Below are 19679 nucleotides of genomic sequence, written 5' to 3' on the forward strand. Positions count from 1 at the left end.
TATAAGAAACTAACAATTTATTATTCTGAAATAACTGCGATTGAACAAGTTCATTCGCTTCGTTATTCATTGAAAGATAAATCTTTCAATGTAAATGAATTATTTCGTGTGTCACTATTATTGATGTTGCCTAACAAGTAGGACTTTGATTTTTTTGAAATCACATCAACAACAAGTGCTCACACAGATTGTTTGATTAAATTGTTAAAGAGCGTGCCTTGCGGCTAGGCGGCGTATAATACGCGCCTTTCGAACATTGTCAACGTTTTAATTTAACTTAATTTCGAAGCGAACCACGAAGCGTTAATACGTTAAAAACTATTCTCAAACTCGCTGAGTAACTTGCGCTACACCCCGTGTCTGTGGGGTCGCATTATAGGGGTTGAGATCACATTGGCAAGTGTTTTATTACGATTTATTTTCGTTTGCTTAAATATCAAACAAACCACTCTTTTCTTTCATTTATATGCTATTTTTATTTTCACTATATTTATTCTATTTATCGCTAGTATGTTTGATTAGGATTTAGGTAACATACGCAGCTTTTCTGTTAGTTAGTTTTTCTTTAGTTACAAATGATGAGTGAGTTTTTATGACATTTTCGTTAGGCCAGCGTTGGATTAGTGACGCTGAATCAGAGTTAGGTTTAGGTACTATTGTTGCTATAGAAGGACGTATGCTGACATTGTTGTTCGCTGCGTCGGGAGAACAACGTCTATATTCGATTCAAGAAGCACCGGTAACTCGCGTACGCTTTAATATTGGGGATGAAGTTTTAAGCCATGCCGATTGGACTTTATTAGTCACGGATATTGAAGAAAACGATAATATTATTACTTATGTTGGTACCCGTGTTGATACCGGTGAAGAAACTAAATTAAAAGAAACTTTTCTTAATAACTTTATCAAATTTAATAAACCGCAAGATAAGCTATTCGCAGGACAAATTGATAAATTCGATCGTTTCATTTTACGTTACAAGTCTTTATTAAATCAGCACCAACAACAACGCTCTCACTTACGCGGTCTACTGGGCCCTCGCGTAGATTTAATTCCTCATCAATTTTATATTGCAGAAGAAGTTGGGCAACGCCATGCACCGCGTATTTTATTAGCCGATGAAGTAGGTTTGGGTAAAACCATTGAAGCAGGATTAATCATCCACCAGCAGCTAATCACTGGACGCGCTAAACGAGTATTAATTGTATTGCCTGAAAATTTACAGCACCAATGGTTAGTAGAAATGCTTCGCCGCTTTAATTTACATTTTAGTATTTTTGATGAAACACGCTGTGAAGAAGCTTATCTTGATGCTGTTAACCCATTTGATACTGAACAACTTGTGCTATGTAGCATTGATTTAATTCGTAAACAAAAGCATTTAAAAAATGCGTTACTAGCGACTTGGGATCTGTTGATCGTTGATGAAGCTCATCACCTTATCTGGGATAAAGAAAAACCAAGTGTGCAATACAATGCAATTGAAAAACTAGCTAACTCAATTCCAGGTGTATTGTTATTAACAGCAACACCCGATCAACTTGGTCACGAAAGTCACTTTGCTCGTTTACGCTTATTAGATCCTAATCGTTTTTATGATTATCAAGCTTTTGTTAATGAAGAAGCAGGCTATAAGCCGGTAGTAGATGCAGTAAACCAGTTATTAGACGGAAAATTCCTAAGCAATGAAGCAAAAAACAGTATTACTGAATTGCTCTCTGAACAAGATGTTGAGCCATTATTAAATGTGATCACTGATATTACTATTGATGAAGATGAACAACAGTCTGCGCAGCAAGAATTAATCCGTGGATTATTAGATAGACACGGTACAGGGCGTTTATTATTTAGAAATACGCGTTCTGCTATTAAAGGTTTTCCAAAACGCTTATTAAAATCAGTTGCTTTACCCTTACCTGACCAATATAAAACAGCAATGAAAGTATCTAAAATGATGCCTGTTGGTACTCTAGCTGAACAAGCTTTTACAGCCTTGTATCCAGAACAGATCTACCAAGCATTTGAAGCTTCTACGGATAATTCATGGTGTGCCTTTGATCCACGTATTAGCTGGTTGATTGACCTGATCCAGCAGAATAAAGATGAAAAGATCTTAATTATTGCAGCACAGGCACAAACCGCTTTAGCTATTGAAGAAGCATTGCGTACACGCGAAGCAATCAAAGCTGCCGTTTTCCATGAAGGGCTATCATTAATAGAACGAGATAAAGCAGCAGCTTATTTTGCACAAGTTGAAGATGGTGCACAGGTGATGGTGTGTTCTGAAATAGGTTCAGAAGGTCGTAACTTCCAGTTTGCTCATCACTTAGTTTTGTTTGACCTACCTATAAACCCAGATTTGTTGGAACAACGTATCGGCCGATTAGATAGAATTGGGCAACGTTGTGATATACAAATTTATACGCCGTACTTAAAAGAAACTTCACAAGCCTTTTTACAACAGTGGTATGAACAAGGTTTATCTGCATTTACGCAAACCACCCCTACTGGCCATACGGTATACGAAGCGGTTAAAGATGAATTAATTAATTTATTGGCAACCGGTGATAATAGCGAGCAACAGTTAGAACACTTGATTCAACGTACCGCTAAATTAAATGCAGAGTTAAAAACCAACTTAGAACAAGGGCGCGATAAGCTATTAGAAATTAACTCAAGTGGTGTATTACAAAACAGTAACTTGTTGGATGATATTACTGAAATAGATCAATTACCGCACTTCACTGGTTTTGCATTACAAATGTTTGATGTGTTGGGGGTACAGCAGGAAGATAGCAGTGAACATTGTTTAATTTTAAAACCTACAGATCACATGTTAGCGTCTGATTATCCTGGGTTACCTGAAGATGGCATCACGGTTACTTTTAACCGTCAAACCGCTTTAAGTCGTGATGACATTGCTTATTTAACATGGGAACACCCGATCATTAGCAACGGCATGGATATGGTATTAAGTTCAGATACAGGTACAACCTCTGTGGCTATCTTAAAAAACAATTCATTACCGGCTGCCTCAACGTTCTTAGAGCTTATTTACGTTGTTGAAGCGTTAAACACTGAAAATGCACAATTAAGTCGCTTCTTACCGACCACTCCGATCCGCTTATTGTTAGATAAAAATGCAAAAAACCTTGGAGAAAATGTCACTTTCGATAGTTTCAATCGTCAGCTAACGCCAATCAATCGTCATATTAGCCGTAAAGTGGCCAATGCATCACAGGCATTAATAGACCAGTTAATTAAACAGTCTTTACCTACTGCACAAACATTAATGGCTGAAGTTATTGATGAAGCGAAGCAAACAATGCAACGTACTTTGCAACAAGAGAGATCACGTTTGTTAGCATTGAAAGCGGTAAACCCGAATATACGTGAAGAAGAAATTCAATATTCCCGTGACCAGCAGACAAGTTTTGAGCAGATATTAGATAATACACAACTCAAACTCGATGCCGTTCGTTTTATCGTTTCAACTCATTCATAACTTATTCGGCTATTAAGCAACATGCTTAGTAGCCGATTATTTTTATTGCTGATAGCAGAGATTCAATGCCAAATTTTGTATATAACCCGCCGATGTCACCATACTTAGATATCATTCATCAAGATCAAGATATCGTAGTACTGAATAAACCTTCCGGATTATTAAGTGTACCCGGCCGTGACCCATGGCATAAAGACAGTTTAGCATTACGTGTTTTACGTGTTTGGCCTAATGCTTGTGTTGTACATCGCTTAGACATGGCTACTTCTGGCATTATTGTTCTTGCGCTGAAAAAATCCGCACAAAGTCATCTCGGACGTCAATTCCAGCAAAAAGTGATTAATAAAACCTACTTTGCTAGCGTGGAAGGAATCATTGAAAAAGATGCGGGTTTAATTGATTTGCCTTTACGATGTGACTGGGAGAATAGACCACGACAAATTGTAGATTTTGAATTAGGTAAAAGTTCACAAACTGAATGGCAAGTAATAAAGCGCAACCAACAAACTACATTGGTCAAGTTAACCCCATTGACCGGAAGAACTCATCAGTTACGGGTTCATTTACAGCAGATAGGTCATGCAATTATTGGCGATGAATTCTACGCCTCTGAATTTGGAAAAAAACTATCACAACGTCTTGCTTTACATGCGGGAAGTATTACTTTAACCCACCCAACAACAGAAAAACGTATCACTTTTGAATGCCCTGCTCCTTTTATGTAAACAAATATAAATTAAGGGATAGTTTCTATTAACAATAACTTAACAAAATCACTGCTTATGATTAATGGTTATATTAAGTAACCTTAATGTTGCATAAAAACCATTCAAAACCGCTGAAAATGGTAGCCTAAGTCACGTTTTTTCACTAAGCTTTAGCTTGGCAAAATTTATTGTGAATAAAAATCCATAAACGATACAAAAAAGCACATAGCCAGTCTTTTGTAAGTCAGTGGTAAATTTTAATAAAAGGTAACGATAATTTATATCTACTCCTCCTTTTAAATGACACATAAAATACACTTTTTATAACTCAATATAACAATAAGCGATCATGGAATTACTATGCAGATAGGTATACCTAGAGAGATCCAAGAAAATGAAAACCGTGTAGCCGCAACACCTAATACTGTTGAGCTATTAATTAAACAAGGTTTCACTTTCCTGGTAGAAAAAAACGCGGGAACAGCAGCTAGCTTTTCTGATTTAACCTACCAAGATGCAGGTGCAGAAATTAGCACTGATGCAGCAACGGTTTGGCAATCAGATATCATTTTCAAAGTGAATGCGCCGACCCAAGCAGAAATTAAACTAATCAAAGAAGGCGCAACATTAGTTAGCTTTATTTGGCCAGCTCAAAACCCAGAACTATTAAAGCAATTAGAAGCTAAAAACATCAGCGTTATTGCGATGGATAGTGTACCTCGTACTTCTCGTGCACAAGCATTAGACGCATTAAGCTCAATGGCAAATATTGCCGGTTACCGAGCAGTTATCGAAGCAGCAAACCAATTTGGTCGCTTCTTTACAGGCCAAATTACTGCAGCAGGTAAAGTGCCACCAGCAAAAGTATTGATTGTAGGTGCTGGTGTTGCAGGTCTTGCCGCTTTAGGCGCTGCAGGTAGTTTAGGTGCAATTGTTCGTGCATTTGATACTCGCCCTGAAGTAAAAGAACAAATCGAAAGTATGGGCGCAGAGTTTCTTGAGGTGAATTACACTGAAGAAACTGAAGTTAGTACTACCGGTTACGCTAAAACGATGAGTGAAGGTTATCAACAAGCGCAAGCTGAAATGATGGCAGAACAAGCAAAAGATGTTGATATCATCATTACTACCGCACTTATCCCAGGTAAACCTGCACCAAAAATCATTACTGAAGACATGATTAAATCAATGAAGTCAGGCAGTGTGATTGTTGATTTAGCAGCAGCTGCTGGCGGTAATGCAGCGCTAACAGTAAAAGATAAAGTCTTTGAAACTGAAAACGGTGTAAAAATTATTGGTTACACTGATCTACCAAGTCGTTTACCAACTCAATCAAGCCAACTATATGCAACTAACTTAGTCAACTTGATGAAACTGCTTTGTAAAAACAAAGACGGTCAAATAGATATCGACTTTGAAGATGAAGTTATCCGTGGTGCAACGGTTGTTAAAGAAGGTGAAATCTCTTGGCCACCACCAGCAATCAATGTTAGTGCAGCACCGACTGCAAAAGCAGAACAAAAAGCTGAAGTTGTTGTTGAAGAAAAAGAACCAAACAAATGGATTAAACCTGCTGTAGCGGTTGTTGCGGCTGGTTTATTTGGTTGGTTAGCAAGTGTTGCTCCTGCTGATTTCCTAGCGCATTTCACTGTATTTATGTTGGCCTGTATTGTTGGTTACGGTGTAGTTTGGAATGTTGCTCATTCACTACACACACCACTCATGAGTGTTACCAACGCGATCAGTGGCATCATCATTATCGGCGCATTACTGCAAGTCGGTAGTGATAGTAATGTTGTTACCGCTTTATCAACGATTGCAATCTTAATTGCAACCATCAACATCGTGGGCGGCTTTACCGTGACACATCGTATGTTGAAAATGTTCCAGAAGGATAAATAATCATGTCTCAAGGATTAATTACTGCTGCTTATGTTATTGCAGCCATCCTGTTTATCGCCAGCCTTAGTGGCTTAAGTAGCCAAGAAAGTGCACGAAGAGGTAATGTATTCGGTATTATCGGTATGATTATTGCCGTTTTTGCCACCATTGCTAGCTCACAGGTTTCTGGTTTAGGTTACATCACCATTGCCATGGCAGTAGGTGCTGGTATTGGCGTTCGCTTAGCATTAAAAGTTGAAATGACTTCGATGCCTGAGCTAATTGCAATCCTGCATAGTTTCGTAGGTTTAGCGGCAACCTTTATTGGTTTTAACTCTTACTTAGACCATGCAGTTTTAGCCTCTGCAGCGCAAACTATCCATGATGTTGAAGTATTCTTAGGTATCTTCATCGGTGCGGTTACTTTCACTGGGTCTATCGTTGCCTACGGTAAATTAAGCGGAAAAATCAATAGCTCTGCGTTATCTTTACCGGGTAAAAACTGGATCAACATTGCAGCGGTAACTTCTGCAGCCTTCCTGTTAGTTGCTTTTGTAAGCGGTGACTTAGGCTTAACAGCACTTATCATCATGACTGTGATTGCATTAGCATTCGGTTGGCACTTAGTGGCTTCTATTGGTGGTGCTGATATGCCAGTAGTTGTTTCAATGCTTAACTCATACTCAGGTTGGGCAGCTGCCGCAACAGGTTTCATGTTAGCAAATGACTTACTTATCATCACAGGTGCATTAGTGGGTTCAAGTGGTGCGATTCTATCTTACATTATGTGTAAAGCGATGAACCGTTCATTTGTGAGCGTTATCCTAGGTGGTTTTGGTACTGAAACATTTGAACAAGGTGACCAAGAATACGGTGAGCACCATGAAACAACGGCACAAGAAGTTGCTGCGTCATTAAATGCTGCAAAAAATATCATTATTGTACCGGGTTACGGGATGGCTGTTGCGCAAGCACAATATCCAGTAGCTGAAATTACTAAACGTTTACGCGCTAAAGGTAAAAATGTACGTTTTGGTATTCACCCTGTTGCGGGCCGTCTACCTGGTCACATGAACGTGCTACTTGCAGAATCAAAAGTACCTTACGATATCGTATTAGAGATGGATGAAATCAATGAAGATTTCCCTGATACTGATGTTGTATTAGTTATTGGTGCAAATGACACCGTTAACCCTGCAGCAAACGAACCAGGTACACCTATTTCAGGTATGCCAGTATTAAGTGTTTGGGAAGCAGAGAAAGTAGTCGTATTTAAACGTTCAATGGGCGCTGGTTATGCTGGTGTACAAAATCCACTGTTCTTTAAAGACAACTCTGAAATGTTATTAGGTGATGCAAAAGCATCGGTAGATGCAATTTTAGCTAGCCTATAATTAGCAAGCTTATAACCTTTAATTAGCAAGCTAATAAATAGTTAAGTAAGCAGTAACATTTACTTTAAAAGCCGAATCAAAATGATGATTCGGCTTTTTTGTTTATTAAAGGTCGATAGCCGTACTATGCTTTACCGTGCGCAATGAAACTGAAGTATGAAACTTCCTAATATTTAAATCCGTATGTAACACACGGTCAACAAATGCTTCATAGGCTTGAATATCCTGTACACAAACAATCAGTACAAAATCATATGCTCCGGATATTTGGTAACATTGCATCACTTCATTAGCTTTGATAATTGAGTTTTTAAATTTCTGATAAATATCAGCTCTATCTCGTTCCATCTCAATAGAAACAATCAAGGTCATTTTATTGCCCGCTAACTGCGCATCAATGATTGAAACATCAGCAATAATAACTCCGCCCTCTCGTAAACGTTTAACACGCTTTAAACAAGCGGGCGCTGACAACCCAACTTTATCAGCAAGCTCAATGTTACGTAGACGATTATTTTTTTGTAGCGACATCAATATCGCACGATCAATTCTATCAATATCCATTATGTTGCCTTAACACTATTATTTTCTTTTAACCCTATGACTTTACCTTAACTCTATGACTTCACCTTAACTTTAACATTTTCTCTGTAATCTATTATTTCTCTCAAGCCCCATTATTAGTGGAAATATTTCTTTAAAAGAGAAATAAAAGAAATATTAAGCAACTAGGAAACAATATTTGAAATTTAGTTACAACTATCTTATGTATCATATAGCTTATTAAATTTAAGAAAACACATAATAAAGGTCAGTATGATGCAATCCGTTAAACATTTTTTCATTGAGCTAGGCAGAGATATTTTTAATGTTACATTCACTCTTTTTAAAGTCATGATCCCAGTATTAATTGTAATAAAAATCGTTGAAGATCTAGGTGGGATTGTTTTATTAAGTGAATTACTTGGACCTCTGATGCAAACCGTAGGCTTACCGGATAGCATGGGGTTAGTCTGGGCAACAACCCTACTGACCAATATTTATGCTGGTTTGATCGTCTTAATTACCATAGATGACACACTAACTGTCGCACAAGCCTCGGTGCTCGGCAGCATGATGCTACTTGCGCATTCATTACCTATTGAGGCCACAATCGCGAAAAAAGCCGGAGTCAGTTTATGGGTTACCTTGACTCTGCGCATTGGCGGCAGCTTACTATTAGCGTGGTTATTACACCTGACCTATCAATTAACGGATAGCCTTAACCAGCCCGCTAAAATGCTTTGGTCTCCTGAAGTCAGTGTGGAAAGTGGTTATCTTGACTGGGCAATGAACCAGCTGCAAAATTTAGTGATGGTCTTCTTCGTTATATCAATCTTGCTATTCACGTTAAAGATTTTAAAAATACTAGGTATTGAAAAGTTAATGGCGATCATCTTGAAACCTTTTTTACGGTTATTAGGGATCAGCCAAGAGGCGACTAATATTACTATTATTGGTGCTACATTAGGACTTTCATTTGGCGGAGGGTTATTAATACACGAAGCGCAAAAAGGACATGTAGCGGCACGTGATGTATTCACTTCAATTATGTTGCTAAATTTATTACATAGTTTAATTGAGGATACATTACTAATTTTATTAATGGGAGCTGATTTTAATACCATTTTTTGGGGGAGATTATTGTTTTCATTTATTATCATTGCCGTATTAGCAGCAACCATCAGAAAACTATCGCCAGTGTTTTGCGAACGTTATTTATATCGCAGTGTTGCATCAAACAAGATGCAATCAGCAACATAGGCAATAACAAAGGAATACATACACCATATAAGCTAACTGCAATCTATATTAAGCTAACTACACTAAAGAGTTAGCTTGAACTGAGTACCATTAACTTAATAATATTATAAAATGTATATGGTTATCTTATATGGCATTTACTTTAAATGCTTTAGCATGAAAATTAAAGGTGACGTCTAACCACCTCTGCTTGGTCAATAACTCCTTCAGAAGGCGACCAACAACAAAGTTGCAGTTCATTCCTTACATCGATATGCACCCAGTTCATCTCTTGCCCCTGTTTTAACGGACCACACTCTACAAACTTAATATCACCTAATAGTGCCTGATGTTCAATAATATATTTTCTGGCTGCTTGAGCTGAAACTTGTTTAAACTTCATATCAACAGCTCGACCATATTTATGTTGTGAGCGACTAGCTAAATATTTGTCCGTTGAGCCATAAAAGTGTTGATCTCTAAGCCCACTATTTTTAAATTTACCTCCCCATGACCAATCATTAATAGTACAGGATCCTAACTGATCCCTTAAGGTATCAATTAGCCGTAATAATCTATCATCAAATAAGGTCCAGCAACGATCCCCCCAATCGCTATACATCTGAGGAGTCACAAGTTCTTTAATATCATAATGCTTACATCGGTAACTCATAGCACACACCTCCCAATTATTAATAAGCAGAAGAAGAGGCTTGATGTTACTCCTAGAAAAGTATGGGTCATATTGGATATAGAAAAACGCATACTGAAGCACAAAAATAATGACTATCTCAGTAAAAAATAAACTATTGAGGTATGAGATTAAGCAGTAAAAGTGAGTTAAATAAACAAATCTTGTGGGAGTGCTATAAATGGAAGGAGTTAAAAATAAATACTTATAGCATAATAAGAGCTGATTATGATTAGCAATGAACGAGGTTAATGGTGAGCAAGGTTAATAGTGAACTAGACTACTTAACTCACCTAGATCACTTGAAGCAAAATACCATACTCAAACTACTACGCCACTGTTCTAGTACAAGTTAAAGTGGCATAGCTATACTGAGTAAATTACAACTGAGCAAATTACATTGTGCAGTTAGGATGTTGTTTACTGCTTTTAGTTAATTTTTTTAATTCATCACTTAAGTTATTAATACGGGTTTCATTAGATGGGTGAGTTGATAAAAACTCCATTGGCTCACTTCCACCTGAAGCAATCGCCATATTTCTCCAGAGCGCAATACTTTCCTGAGCATCAAAACCTGCATCATTCATTAGGTGTAGACCTACAATATCAGCTTCTGATTCTTGAGCTCGACCATAGGGCATAGTAATACCATATTGAACACCTAATCCTAGGGCAGCCATACCCATATCAGCATATTCAGTCGTACCTATGGCAGTTTGTGCTATTTGTGTTCCATAGCCTGTTATCTGGCTTGAAGATAAACGCTCATTAGAATGGTTTGCTTGAACGTGTGCAATTTCATGTCCAATAACCGCAGCGAGTTGATCTTGATTTTTTGCTACCTGCAATAAACCAGTATAAACACCTATTTTACCACCCGGTAATGCAAAGGCATTCACCTGTTCACTATCAAATACCACTACTTCCCACTGGTCGAAATCAGGTTGTTTACCTAAGGTATCAGTGATTTGCTTGCTAACGCATTGTACATAGGTATTCACTTTAGGATCTTGATTGATTTTTTCCTGTGTTTTTAATTCCGCAAATGATTTTGCACCTAAGTCAGCCATTTCAGCGCCATCAAACAATAACACCTGGTTACGCCCTGTAGGTGAAGAGGTAACACATGCAGTTAATAAAATAGCAGAGCTTAGTAGTGATAATTTTAAGATTGAATGCTTCATAGTAAGTCCAATTACAAATGGTTAATTAATTTATTATCTCAGGCTAAAACCAATAATGCCAATGTATTTTAAATATCAAAAAACACCTACTTTAGAATTAATAGGCTATACAATTTAATGCAGCCATCGTTTGCCTCTTATGTGTAACTTATTTGCTCTTGATGCCAATGTTTGTATTGCGGCAAAAACATAGTCATTAATAATATTACACTGCCAGCACCAATCATCACTACATTTGCATAGGGAGCACTCAGGTTTGTTTGCTGTATTAATCCAGCTAGTAAGGCAGCACCACTCATTTGAATACAGCCTAAAAGAGCACTAGCCGTTCCCGCCCGTTCTCCAAAGGCACTTAAAGCCATTGATGTTGCAGGCCCTAATAATAATGCAAAACCAATACATAAAAAAAGCATAGGGACCATAAAGTACAACCCGCCTAATAATGTGTTGGTGACGGGTAGTTGTTGGAATATGACCTGTAAAACAGCAGAAAGCACCATAGTCCACAATGCAACTGTCACCGTTTTATGATTGCCTAATCTTTTAATCACTTTAGGGGCAAGAAAACACGCACTAATGTTAACGATCGCATTAAAACCAAATAAATAACTAAAGGTCAGTTCATCCAAGCCTAAGTGCTTAATGATCCAACTCGGCGCATAGGAAACATAGGTCAAAATACTAGCCATTGCGATCATGCAAGTGAGAGCATAAAAAACAAAGTGGCTGTTAGCTAAAATTGGCTGATAACGTGCCCAGCGGTATAAAGCAGCATTATTATTACTGTGTTCGGGACGTGTTTCAGGTAATTTAAATGCCACCACAAATAACACTATTACAGCGTATAAAGCCATAAATATAAAAGTAGAACGCCAACCAAACTGTAATGCAAGCAACCCACCTAAAGTTGGAGCTAAAGCAGGGATAACACAAATAACACCGTTCAAATAACTGTAATAATGTGCACTTTTTTGTGCATCAAACCGATCTCTCACGGCGCTAAATACCACAATAGAAGTAGCACAGGCAGCAACGCCCTGTAATACACGTGCTAGTTGTAAATATTCAAAATCTACAACTAAAGCTGCTAGTAGGCTGCTCGCGATATATGAACAAATACCAAACAGAGCAATAGGACGACGCCCAAATCTATCCGCTAAGGGACCAATCAGAATCTGCCCTATCCCCATCGAAAATATAAATAACACTAACGTAGATTGAACCTGCATATCTGAAACAGAAAAATCTTGTGCCATTTGTGGCATCGAAGGCAAATAGATATCTATCGCCAAGGGGCTTAATACCACCATGATCATTAAAATAGGTAATAACTTCAGGGTCATCTCAATCTCTTATATAAAATAGGTAACTGGCAATCTTTAATGCACTAGATACTATTAGTACGGCTACTATTAGTAAGGCACATTAAAAAAATTAAAAATAAAGGGTAATTAACTTTCGTAGTGTAAATCAGTTATGATATGAACAGAAATGATATTAATTCAGATCTTAATTTCCCAATAGGAATATCACCCATGAACATTGATAAACTTGCGCGTGTAGATTTAAATCTATTGCTTATTTTACAGGTACTACTGGAAGAAGAGAGTGTGACACGGGCAGCGTTACGCTTAAACCTAAGTCAGTCAGCCCTCAGTAAGAGTTTAACCCGCTTACGGGCTACACTACATGATCCATTGTTCACCCGTACTGCGCATGGTTTAAAACCAACGACTCATGCACTAGAGCTACAGCCGAAACTATCCCCTTTATTACAAGGTTTATACCAACTTACACAAGCGCCAAATTTTGATCCACTTAGCAGTGACAGACACTTTTCCATCAGCATGCTCGAAAGTGCTTACGCCACATTATTAGCTTGCTTCATTAGTCCGTTATTACAACAAGCAAAGCATATTCGCTTGGATGTATTAAGTTGGAAAGAAGGTTCAATGCAGGCGCTACTTCAAGGCAAAGTGGACTTTGGTATTACCGGAATAGATTTCTATCAAGATCAGCGTTTAAGCACACAGAACTTACCTGATGGTATTGCCCACAGCATATTATTTCATGATCAACAAACCTGCTTAGTGAATGAACACCATCCCGCATTACTTGCACTAGAAAGTGGGACTTGGGATAGGGAGACTTATTTACAATACAATCACTTACAAGTTTGTTGTGAAGGGAATAACCTATGGGCATTAGATTATCATTTAGAAAAAAAAGGTGAAAAGCGCAATATTATTAGTACTTTACCTGACTTCTATGGGGCTGCGAGTGTTTGTGCTCATAGTGATTTAATATTTACCCTTCCTTCAAGCTTTGTACCGCACGCACAAAAACTCTATCCGCTGAAAGAAATTCCTCTGCCTTTTACATTTGAAAATATGGCTTATGTTTTATTATGGAATCAACGTAATAGTGATGAATTAGGGCATAAATGGGTAAGAGAAATGATTTGCCGAAGTGTTGCGGATACGTTTAACTAAGAGTTATTGAGAGCAGACTAGATAGTATGAGAATAAACAAGGTTATGTAGTCACACTGTTTAATCGAACTTATTACTGATTTAAAACTAGAGCTATAATAAAGGCGCTTAAAGCGCCTTTATTATGTAAAGTTAACTTAAAAGTAGTGTTTGCTTAAGTAATTCGATTAAGCAGTTCGCTTTAGTAGTTAACTTTTTCAATCCAACCGAATTTGTCTTCACGTAATCCGTATTGAATGCCTGTTAATTCATCATATAAATTACGAGAAACAGTACCGGCTTTATTATCATTAATAAAGTAGTCTTCGTCTTTCCAACATAATTGACCAACCGGAGAAATAACTGCAGCAGTTCCACAACCAAAGGCTTCAGTAATTTTACCGCTTTTAATATCAGCTAAAATATCTTCAATGGCAATTTGCTCTTCAGATACCGTATATCCTAACGTTGGAGCCAGTTGCAATATAGAGTCACGAGTGATACCCGGTAAAATACTGCCGCTTAACTTAGGTGTCACAATATGATCGCCATAAACAAAACAAATGTTCATCGCACCCACTTCTTCGATATATTTACCGTGTATGGCATCTAACCAAAGTACTTGAGAATAACCACGTTTAGCAACATCTTCCGACATATATAAACTCGCAGCATAATTACCACCTGTTTTAGCTTCACCAACACCACCTACAACAGCACGACGATATTTATCAGCAACATAAACAGAAACAGGAGAAAAACCATTTTTAAAATATGCGCCAGCAGGGCCTGTAATAATAAAGTGCAAGTATTTATCACTAGCACCTAAGCCTAACTTAGCACCAGTCGCGACCATAGTAGGACGAATGTATAAAGAAGTACCATTTTTGTCAGGTACCCATTGGTTATCTATTTTTAATAGTTCCATTACCGCTTTAAGATGGAATTCCACATCAACTTCTGGCATTACCATGCGCGTAGCTGAACGGTTAAAACGTTTAAAGTTTTCACGTGGGCGGAATAAGTTAATATCCCCTTGTTCAGTACGGTATGCTTTCATACCTTCAAAAATTTCTTGCCCGTAATGTAGAACTGATGCCGAAGGATCCAGTTGTAGCATTTGATAAGGTTTGATTTCAGCATTTGACCACTGTTGAGCGGTATCAAATGATTGTGTAAACATGTGGTCGGCAAACACTTCGCCAAAACTAAATTCTGCTGGGCAAGCTTTACGCTCTGAAACTGCTAACGGTTTGATATCAATTGACATGTAAATCCCTTCTGTATCTAAATGCTTTTTGCGACAACGAATGAAAAGCATAAGCATTATTGCTCACGTGTCGGGCGGAGCTAGATTCTAAAAAATATTCCACCATACATCCACTGTTCTTTTAAAAAAAATAGGATTAAGTAAAATTATTAGCCTAACAATAACGGTTGAAATTTTTTAATATTAAAATAAATAAGTAGCATACTCCGCTATCGTTTAACCGCAACAATAAATAAAAACAAACAATAGTAATCTATATCAATAGATTAAAGACATTCATTACATATTGTTATGCAGCATTACGTTTAATATAGGGCTATTAAAGCAACCTTTAAGTGCAGTTATGCTTTCAAAGTTACTTTTTCAAATGCAAAGTTCAACAGCTTCTAATATAAGCGACAAGAAAGTCGATACTAGATTGAATATGTTGCTGCTGAGTCAAACCGCTTTTTACTCTTGGTTTAAAGTCATGGTCACCATCTTCTAACCAACACCATTGGAAATGCTCAGGTAGCGAATACCCTTCAACCTCTTCTTTGTCACCAAGCTTATCACGCGAACCTTGAATTACCGCCACGGGTTGTTTAATTGCTGGCAGGTGTTCCGTGCGAAGTTTTTCCGGTTTCCCTTGCGGGTGAAATGGATAACCTAAACAAGCGATGCCTTTTACATTTTGTAAAAGCTCGGCGGGCTCCTGTGCCGCTAACAAGGTGGCCATTCTGCCTCCCATCGATTTCCCACCAATCACCATCGGTTGATTTAATGTTTGTATTACATCCATAAATTGCTTGATCAGATGCGGCGCTCGCTCCGGAGGGCGACGGCTTCCCGTCTCAATACGTTGCTGCATATAATTAAAATTAAAACGAGCAACGCGAATCCCTTGTTTAGCTAAACCAGTCGCCACTTTTTCCATAAAGTCTGATGTTAATGGCGCCCCTGCTCCATGGGCAAAAACAAATAAGGGACCATTGCTTGGACCATCAAAAATAAGCTGCATGTCAATCTCTGCCAAATAGATAAATAATGATCATGCTAGTAAGCGATTGAATGGTCAAGCAAAGCTCATGCAATAGCTTAAATTATTAGCTACAATCTGTGCTTACCGCTTAACGATTAACGATTAAAATATAACTCATGGGAGAGAATGGGCATGCTAGGTCAGAATATGAAAAAATGTACTTTCGGCCAAGTACATTTACTGCAAAAAATCGCAATACAAACCTACCAAGAAACATTTGCAGAGAGTAATAGTGATGATTTGCTACAGCAGTATTATAAACAATCGTTAAACCTAACAAAATTATCCGCACAGCTAAAAATGACTAATAGCGAATTTTATTTTATCTACTCAGCTCCGCTTGCTGACCCTGAAGCTAAACTCGCCGGCTTCCTCAAGCTGAACATAGATGATGCACAAACGGATCTATTAGATCCTGAGGCATTAGAAGTTGAGAAAATCTACATCCTAAAAGAGTTTTTATCTCAAGGATTAGGTAAGCAAATGATTTCATTTGCAATTAAGCGCGCTCAACAACAAAATAAAGAACACCTTTGGCTAGGTGTTTGGGAAAATAATTTTTCTGCATTAAATTTTTATAAAAAAATGGGGTTTGAACAGTTTGGTGAACATGGATTTGATATGGCGGGCGATATTCAAACTGATTTATTGCTCCGCAAAGATCTGTAAATAGATAGTTTAATAATCTCCTTTATAGCCCATGCATAACTCATGCATAGCCACTGTAAAGTTCTCTTGCATAACACCTGAATAATACCAGTTGTTTAAACATTAAAAAACGAGTGCAAAACAACTAGGATTATACTTTCCTTTCAGCCATTTCAGCAAATACAGCACTGGTTTTAGCCGCCATAATAAAATCGTTTTGACTTAATCCTTTTAGATTATGGCTCCACCACTGGACGCCCACCAGCCCATACTCGACTAGCATCAAAGGGTGGTGATTGACCGACTCAGCTAAATCGGCTATTTGATTAACAAATAACATTGATTTTTTATAACGTTTAGTCGCAAACTCAGCAGTTAGTTTTTGTATGCCTTGCTCCTCAACTAACTGCCAATTATCCGACTCAGCTGATTGTGCCTTTAACTGTTTAAGTAACTCAATAGCTTGATCTTGATTTAGTAGCAGTGCTTTATCAGTGGCACTCGCATCACAGGCCCTACAAACTTGTTGTTTTAACAATGTCATCTATCACTCCTGCATCTATTTTAAAATTAAAAGTCTATTAGCGTATATCCTGCAGATGAAAATAAGCCGGTTTAGTTGATATGCGCGCATCATCTAGCTGCTTGCCGATAGTAAAATGATACAAACTTTGCCATTGTTGATCTTTTAATCCCAACAAGTCATGTACCAAATCATCAAAGAAACAACCGATACCTGTTCCTCTTAAATCATCACTCTCAGCAGCTAAATATAATACTTGACCAATTAACCCAGTTTCCCAAAATAATAAAGGATATTGGCTAGCAGAATAATTCAGACTATCTTCAAATCGGGCTAACATACCCAAGCTATATGCACTATCTGCAGCAATATCCTGTTCGCAACTTAACGCCTTAGCCACCCGTCTATAATCGCCTTTTTTCAACAAGTACAAAGGTTTATCGGGATAACATTGTTGCCATTGAAAATTGCTATGCATCGCAGATTTTAAATCTAGTAGATGCCTAGCATTACGTACCCAAACGTATAGACCTGAATCAATGCCCTGTACATTATGAATAAATAACAACAAATTTACTTGCGCTGTTTGTGGCAAGACAGAAAAAGGCACGCTTTGTGTGGGCAATGTTTTTTGCAGTTGCGTTAAAAATAATTCGCTGGAGATGGTACTCGCTTGTTGATCAAAACTTTGAGCACTCCTACGTTGCTGGATCAAACCTTGCGCACTTTCATCTAGTGGCGAGCTATTTTTAGAATTCGTGGCATATTCATAATTTACAGTATGACTGTTTGAAGCCTCTGCATCTTCACTTATAAATGAAAAATCTACCTGATGACTTGCTTTAAAAACAGCATCAATAACCGGCCAATCTTGATGTGATTGACTCAATTGATTAGCTTGATCAATATAATTAAAATCAGCTAGTTCATTGAGCCATTGCTTTACTTTATGAAAGTCTGTTGGCTCTGCACTTACCCAACATACGCAATCAACATATTCAACTTCTTGCGCTAACTGTGATGATTGATTAAGCCCTAATAACGAGTCTATTTTTGTATTCGGCAACTCATCTAATACCGTTATATTCCAACCATTTAAATTAGCGGCAATGTTCAATGCACCTAATGCATGCCCTAAATCATGTTGGCAGTATCGATAAGCACGTTCCCCGTATTTCCACGCTTCTCGCCAAGCTATACTGGTTAACACAATGGCAAAGCCTTTAGCTTCTGCCAAAAATTCAGCGCTTGAGTCTGTTGATATAGCACGCTTCTCTAAACAATTAAGATAAGGGTTGTAATGCACGCTATGTATTTTGTTCAGCTCTGGATTTTGCACTGTAGGGCTTTGCAACTCAGGCAGTAATAAATAGCATTCAGTGGGATGCAAATTGCCGCTAGAAGGGTTAATACGTAGTGCCCACTCATTACCGTTATAGGATTTCCACGCCGATAAACCTAAGCTGTTTTGCAGTAGTGAAGCAACACTCTGTAAAGAAATAACAGTAGGTGCACATACTGATTGTTGAAATAAGTCACTCGCAGGAGAGTCATCTTTGCCTTGCCCTAATGGCAAATATATTTTATCTGTCCCTTGATATAATCGATAGGGCAAGGGTTGATTCGCCCAATCCATATACCCCGCAGAGCGAGCATATGCACCAGGCCTGTGTTTTGTACGCTGATGATAATCTTTAACGGTTTGCAATGAAGATTGAATCATATCAATACTCTTATCAGTTTACTTATGATTGCGGCATAACAGCCAGTTTAGTGCGAATAAAGTCACTGTGATTAACATAAATTAATGTTGCCACCTTACGTATCAATGCTTCTTCCATTTCATCTAAGTGACCATCGGCATAGGCGACTTGCCACATGACTTTTATCAACTCAATACGCTGTTCTCGCTCTAAATCACCCAGTTGTGAAGTAAAATCAAAAACAGATTGGCTACTTTTAGCCTCCTGCATACCTACACTTAATAATTCAGCTGCTTTCTCAGCATTAACATTAAGTACTTTTTCAAGCGAGCGAGTAGCAACTATTTTTTCATCCGCACTGAGGTGATGATCTGCGATACAAACCTCACACAATAAAGAAGCAATCGCTAGAGTATTATCGAATTCAGGGTGTTCATCAGATATCAGAGAACTTATAAAATGTTTAACTGTTGCAATCATATTTCAACCTATAGGAATGAAAAGAATGGATAAAGATTTAATGCTGGGCTTTTGAATTAAAAGGCTCATCCATTATCAATTGGTCATCCTAGCCTTAATCAAAATAGAAATCAAAGTGTCTGAGTTGTCACGTTATATAACAAAATACTCAGTAGATTAGGGATTGAAGAAAGCTTAGGATTTGGATTGGAAGGTTAAAATTTGAGTTATGCTTGAAATGACGAATAACTCACCGTCATGCGTTTGTTACTCTTTAGCAGCATGATCATGTAACGTAGCTATATAACGTAGCTATGTAACGTAGCTATGTAACGTAGCTATGTAACGTAGCTATGTAACGTAGCTATGTAACGTAGCTATGTAACGTAGCTATGTAACGTAGCTATGTAACGTAGCTATGTAACGTAGCTATGTAACGTA

16 protein-coding genes are annotated in these 19679 nt (G+C 37.8%); 7 read left to right on the plus strand and 9 right to left on the minus strand.

Annotated elements, in window-relative coordinates; translation table 11 throughout:
* The first annotated feature begins 592 nt into the window (after positions 1 to 592).
* The 4 genes from rapA (at position 593) to pntB (ending at position 7487) form a co-directional block, all read left to right on the plus strand.
* Complete coding sequence (gene rapA / locus GQR44_RS07400) at positions 593 to 3505, plus strand: RNA polymerase-associated protein RapA (protein ID WP_166370821.1); 2913 nt, start codon at positions 593 to 595, stop codon at positions 3503 to 3505.
* 65 nt (positions 3506 to 3570) lie between these two features.
* Entirely contained in the window at positions 3571 to 4230 is a 660-nt protein-coding gene (locus GQR44_RS07405; RefSeq protein WP_166370823.1) for an RluA family pseudouridine synthase, read from the plus strand.
* Between the two features lie 342 nt (positions 4231 to 4572).
* A complete protein-coding gene (locus tag GQR44_RS07410) occupies positions 4573 to 6114 on the plus strand; it encodes a Re/Si-specific NAD(P)(+) transhydrogenase subunit alpha (RefSeq protein WP_166370825.1) in 1542 nt (513 codons plus the stop codon).
* A 2-nt stretch (positions 6115 to 6116) separates the two neighbouring features.
* On the plus strand, positions 6117 to 7487 hold the full coding sequence (gene pntB, locus GQR44_RS07415; protein ID WP_166370827.1) for a Re/Si-specific NAD(P)(+) transhydrogenase subunit beta: 1371 nt from the start codon (positions 6117 to 6119) through the stop codon (positions 7485 to 7487).
* 105 nt (positions 7488 to 7592) lie between these two features.
* Here pntB and GQR44_RS07420 read toward each other — a convergent pair whose 3' ends face one another.
* Complete coding sequence (locus tag GQR44_RS07420) at positions 7593 to 8051, minus strand: Lrp/AsnC family transcriptional regulator (protein WP_166370829.1); 459 nt, start codon at positions 8049 to 8051, stop codon at positions 7593 to 7595.
* Positions 8052 to 8306: 255 nt separating this feature from the next.
* Here GQR44_RS07420 and GQR44_RS07425 point away from each other — a divergent pair, with 255 nt between their 5' ends.
* Entirely contained in the window at positions 8307 to 9290 is a 984-nt protein-coding gene (locus GQR44_RS07425) for a hypothetical protein (RefSeq protein WP_166370831.1), read from the plus strand.
* A gap of 163 nt (positions 9291 to 9453) precedes the next feature.
* On the opposite strand, the gene GQR44_RS07430 is transcribed toward GQR44_RS07425, so the two are convergent.
* The 3 genes from GQR44_RS07430 to GQR44_RS07440 all read right to left on the minus strand — a co-directional run bounded on the left by GQR44_RS07430 (position 9454) and on the right by GQR44_RS07440 (position 12487).
* Complete coding sequence (locus GQR44_RS07430; RefSeq protein ID WP_166370833.1) at positions 9454 to 9942, minus strand: hypothetical protein; 489 nt, start codon at positions 9940 to 9942, stop codon at positions 9454 to 9456.
* Positions 9943 to 10355: 413 nt separating this feature from the next.
* Entirely contained in the window at positions 10356 to 11144 is a 789-nt protein-coding gene (locus GQR44_RS07435) for a M48 family metallopeptidase (protein ID WP_166370835.1), read from the minus strand.
* Positions 11145 to 11281: 137 nt separating this feature from the next.
* Entirely contained in the window at positions 11282 to 12487 is a 1206-nt protein-coding gene (locus GQR44_RS07440; RefSeq protein ID WP_166370837.1) for a multidrug effflux MFS transporter, read from the minus strand.
* Positions 12488 to 12679: 192 nt separating this feature from the next.
* On the opposite strand from GQR44_RS07440, the gene GQR44_RS07445 reads away from it, so the two are divergent.
* Positions 12680 to 13636 carry a LysR family transcriptional regulator gene (locus tag GQR44_RS07445; RefSeq protein WP_166370839.1) on the plus strand — a complete coding sequence of 319 codons (957 nt, stop codon included), beginning with the start codon at positions 12680 to 12682 and terminating at the stop codon, positions 13634 to 13636.
* Between the two features lie 180 nt (positions 13637 to 13816).
* Here the strand turns inward: GQR44_RS07445 and GQR44_RS07450 are convergent, their stop codons facing one another.
* Positions 13817 to 14884, minus strand: a complete 1068-nt coding sequence (locus GQR44_RS07450) for a branched-chain amino acid aminotransferase (protein WP_166370841.1) — start codon at positions 14882 to 14884, stop codon at positions 13817 to 13819.
* Positions 14885 to 15260: 376 nt separating this feature from the next.
* Complete coding sequence (locus tag GQR44_RS07455) at positions 15261 to 15884, minus strand: alpha/beta family hydrolase (protein WP_166370843.1); 624 nt, start codon at positions 15882 to 15884, stop codon at positions 15261 to 15263.
* Positions 15885 to 16052: 168 nt separating this feature from the next.
* Here GQR44_RS07455 and GQR44_RS07460 point away from each other — a divergent pair, with 168 nt between their 5' ends.
* The gene (locus GQR44_RS07460; RefSeq protein WP_240923592.1) at positions 16053 to 16574 is read left to right on the plus strand and encodes a GNAT family N-acetyltransferase; all 522 of its coding nucleotides are present in this window, start codon (positions 16053 to 16055) and stop codon (positions 16572 to 16574) included.
* Positions 16575 to 16704: 130 nt separating this feature from the next.
* On the opposite strand, the gene GQR44_RS07465 is transcribed toward GQR44_RS07460, so the two are convergent.
* Genes GQR44_RS07465 through GQR44_RS07475 form a run of 3 tightly spaced genes read right to left on the minus strand, consistent with a single transcriptional unit; the run spans position 16705 to position 19259 of the window.
* On the minus strand, positions 16705 to 17097 hold the full coding sequence (locus GQR44_RS07465; protein ID WP_166370847.1) for a 4a-hydroxytetrahydrobiopterin dehydratase: 393 nt from the start codon (positions 17095 to 17097) through the stop codon (positions 16705 to 16707).
* A gap of 37 nt (positions 17098 to 17134) precedes the next feature.
* Positions 17135 to 18799: a SagB/ThcOx family dehydrogenase gene (locus tag GQR44_RS07470; RefSeq protein WP_166370849.1), complete on the minus strand. Its 1665-nt coding sequence runs from the start codon at positions 18797 to 18799 to the stop codon at positions 17135 to 17137.
* A gap of 22 nt (positions 18800 to 18821) precedes the next feature.
* Complete coding sequence (locus GQR44_RS07475; RefSeq protein WP_166370851.1) at positions 18822 to 19259, minus strand: TerB family tellurite resistance protein; 438 nt, start codon at positions 19257 to 19259, stop codon at positions 18822 to 18824.
* Positions 19260 to 19679 lie beyond the last annotated feature (420 nt).

This window comes from Psychromonas sp. SA13A (assembly GCF_011378715.1).
In the GTDB taxonomy this organism is placed as follows: Bacteria; Pseudomonadota; Gammaproteobacteria; order Enterobacterales; family Psychromonadaceae; genus Psychromonas.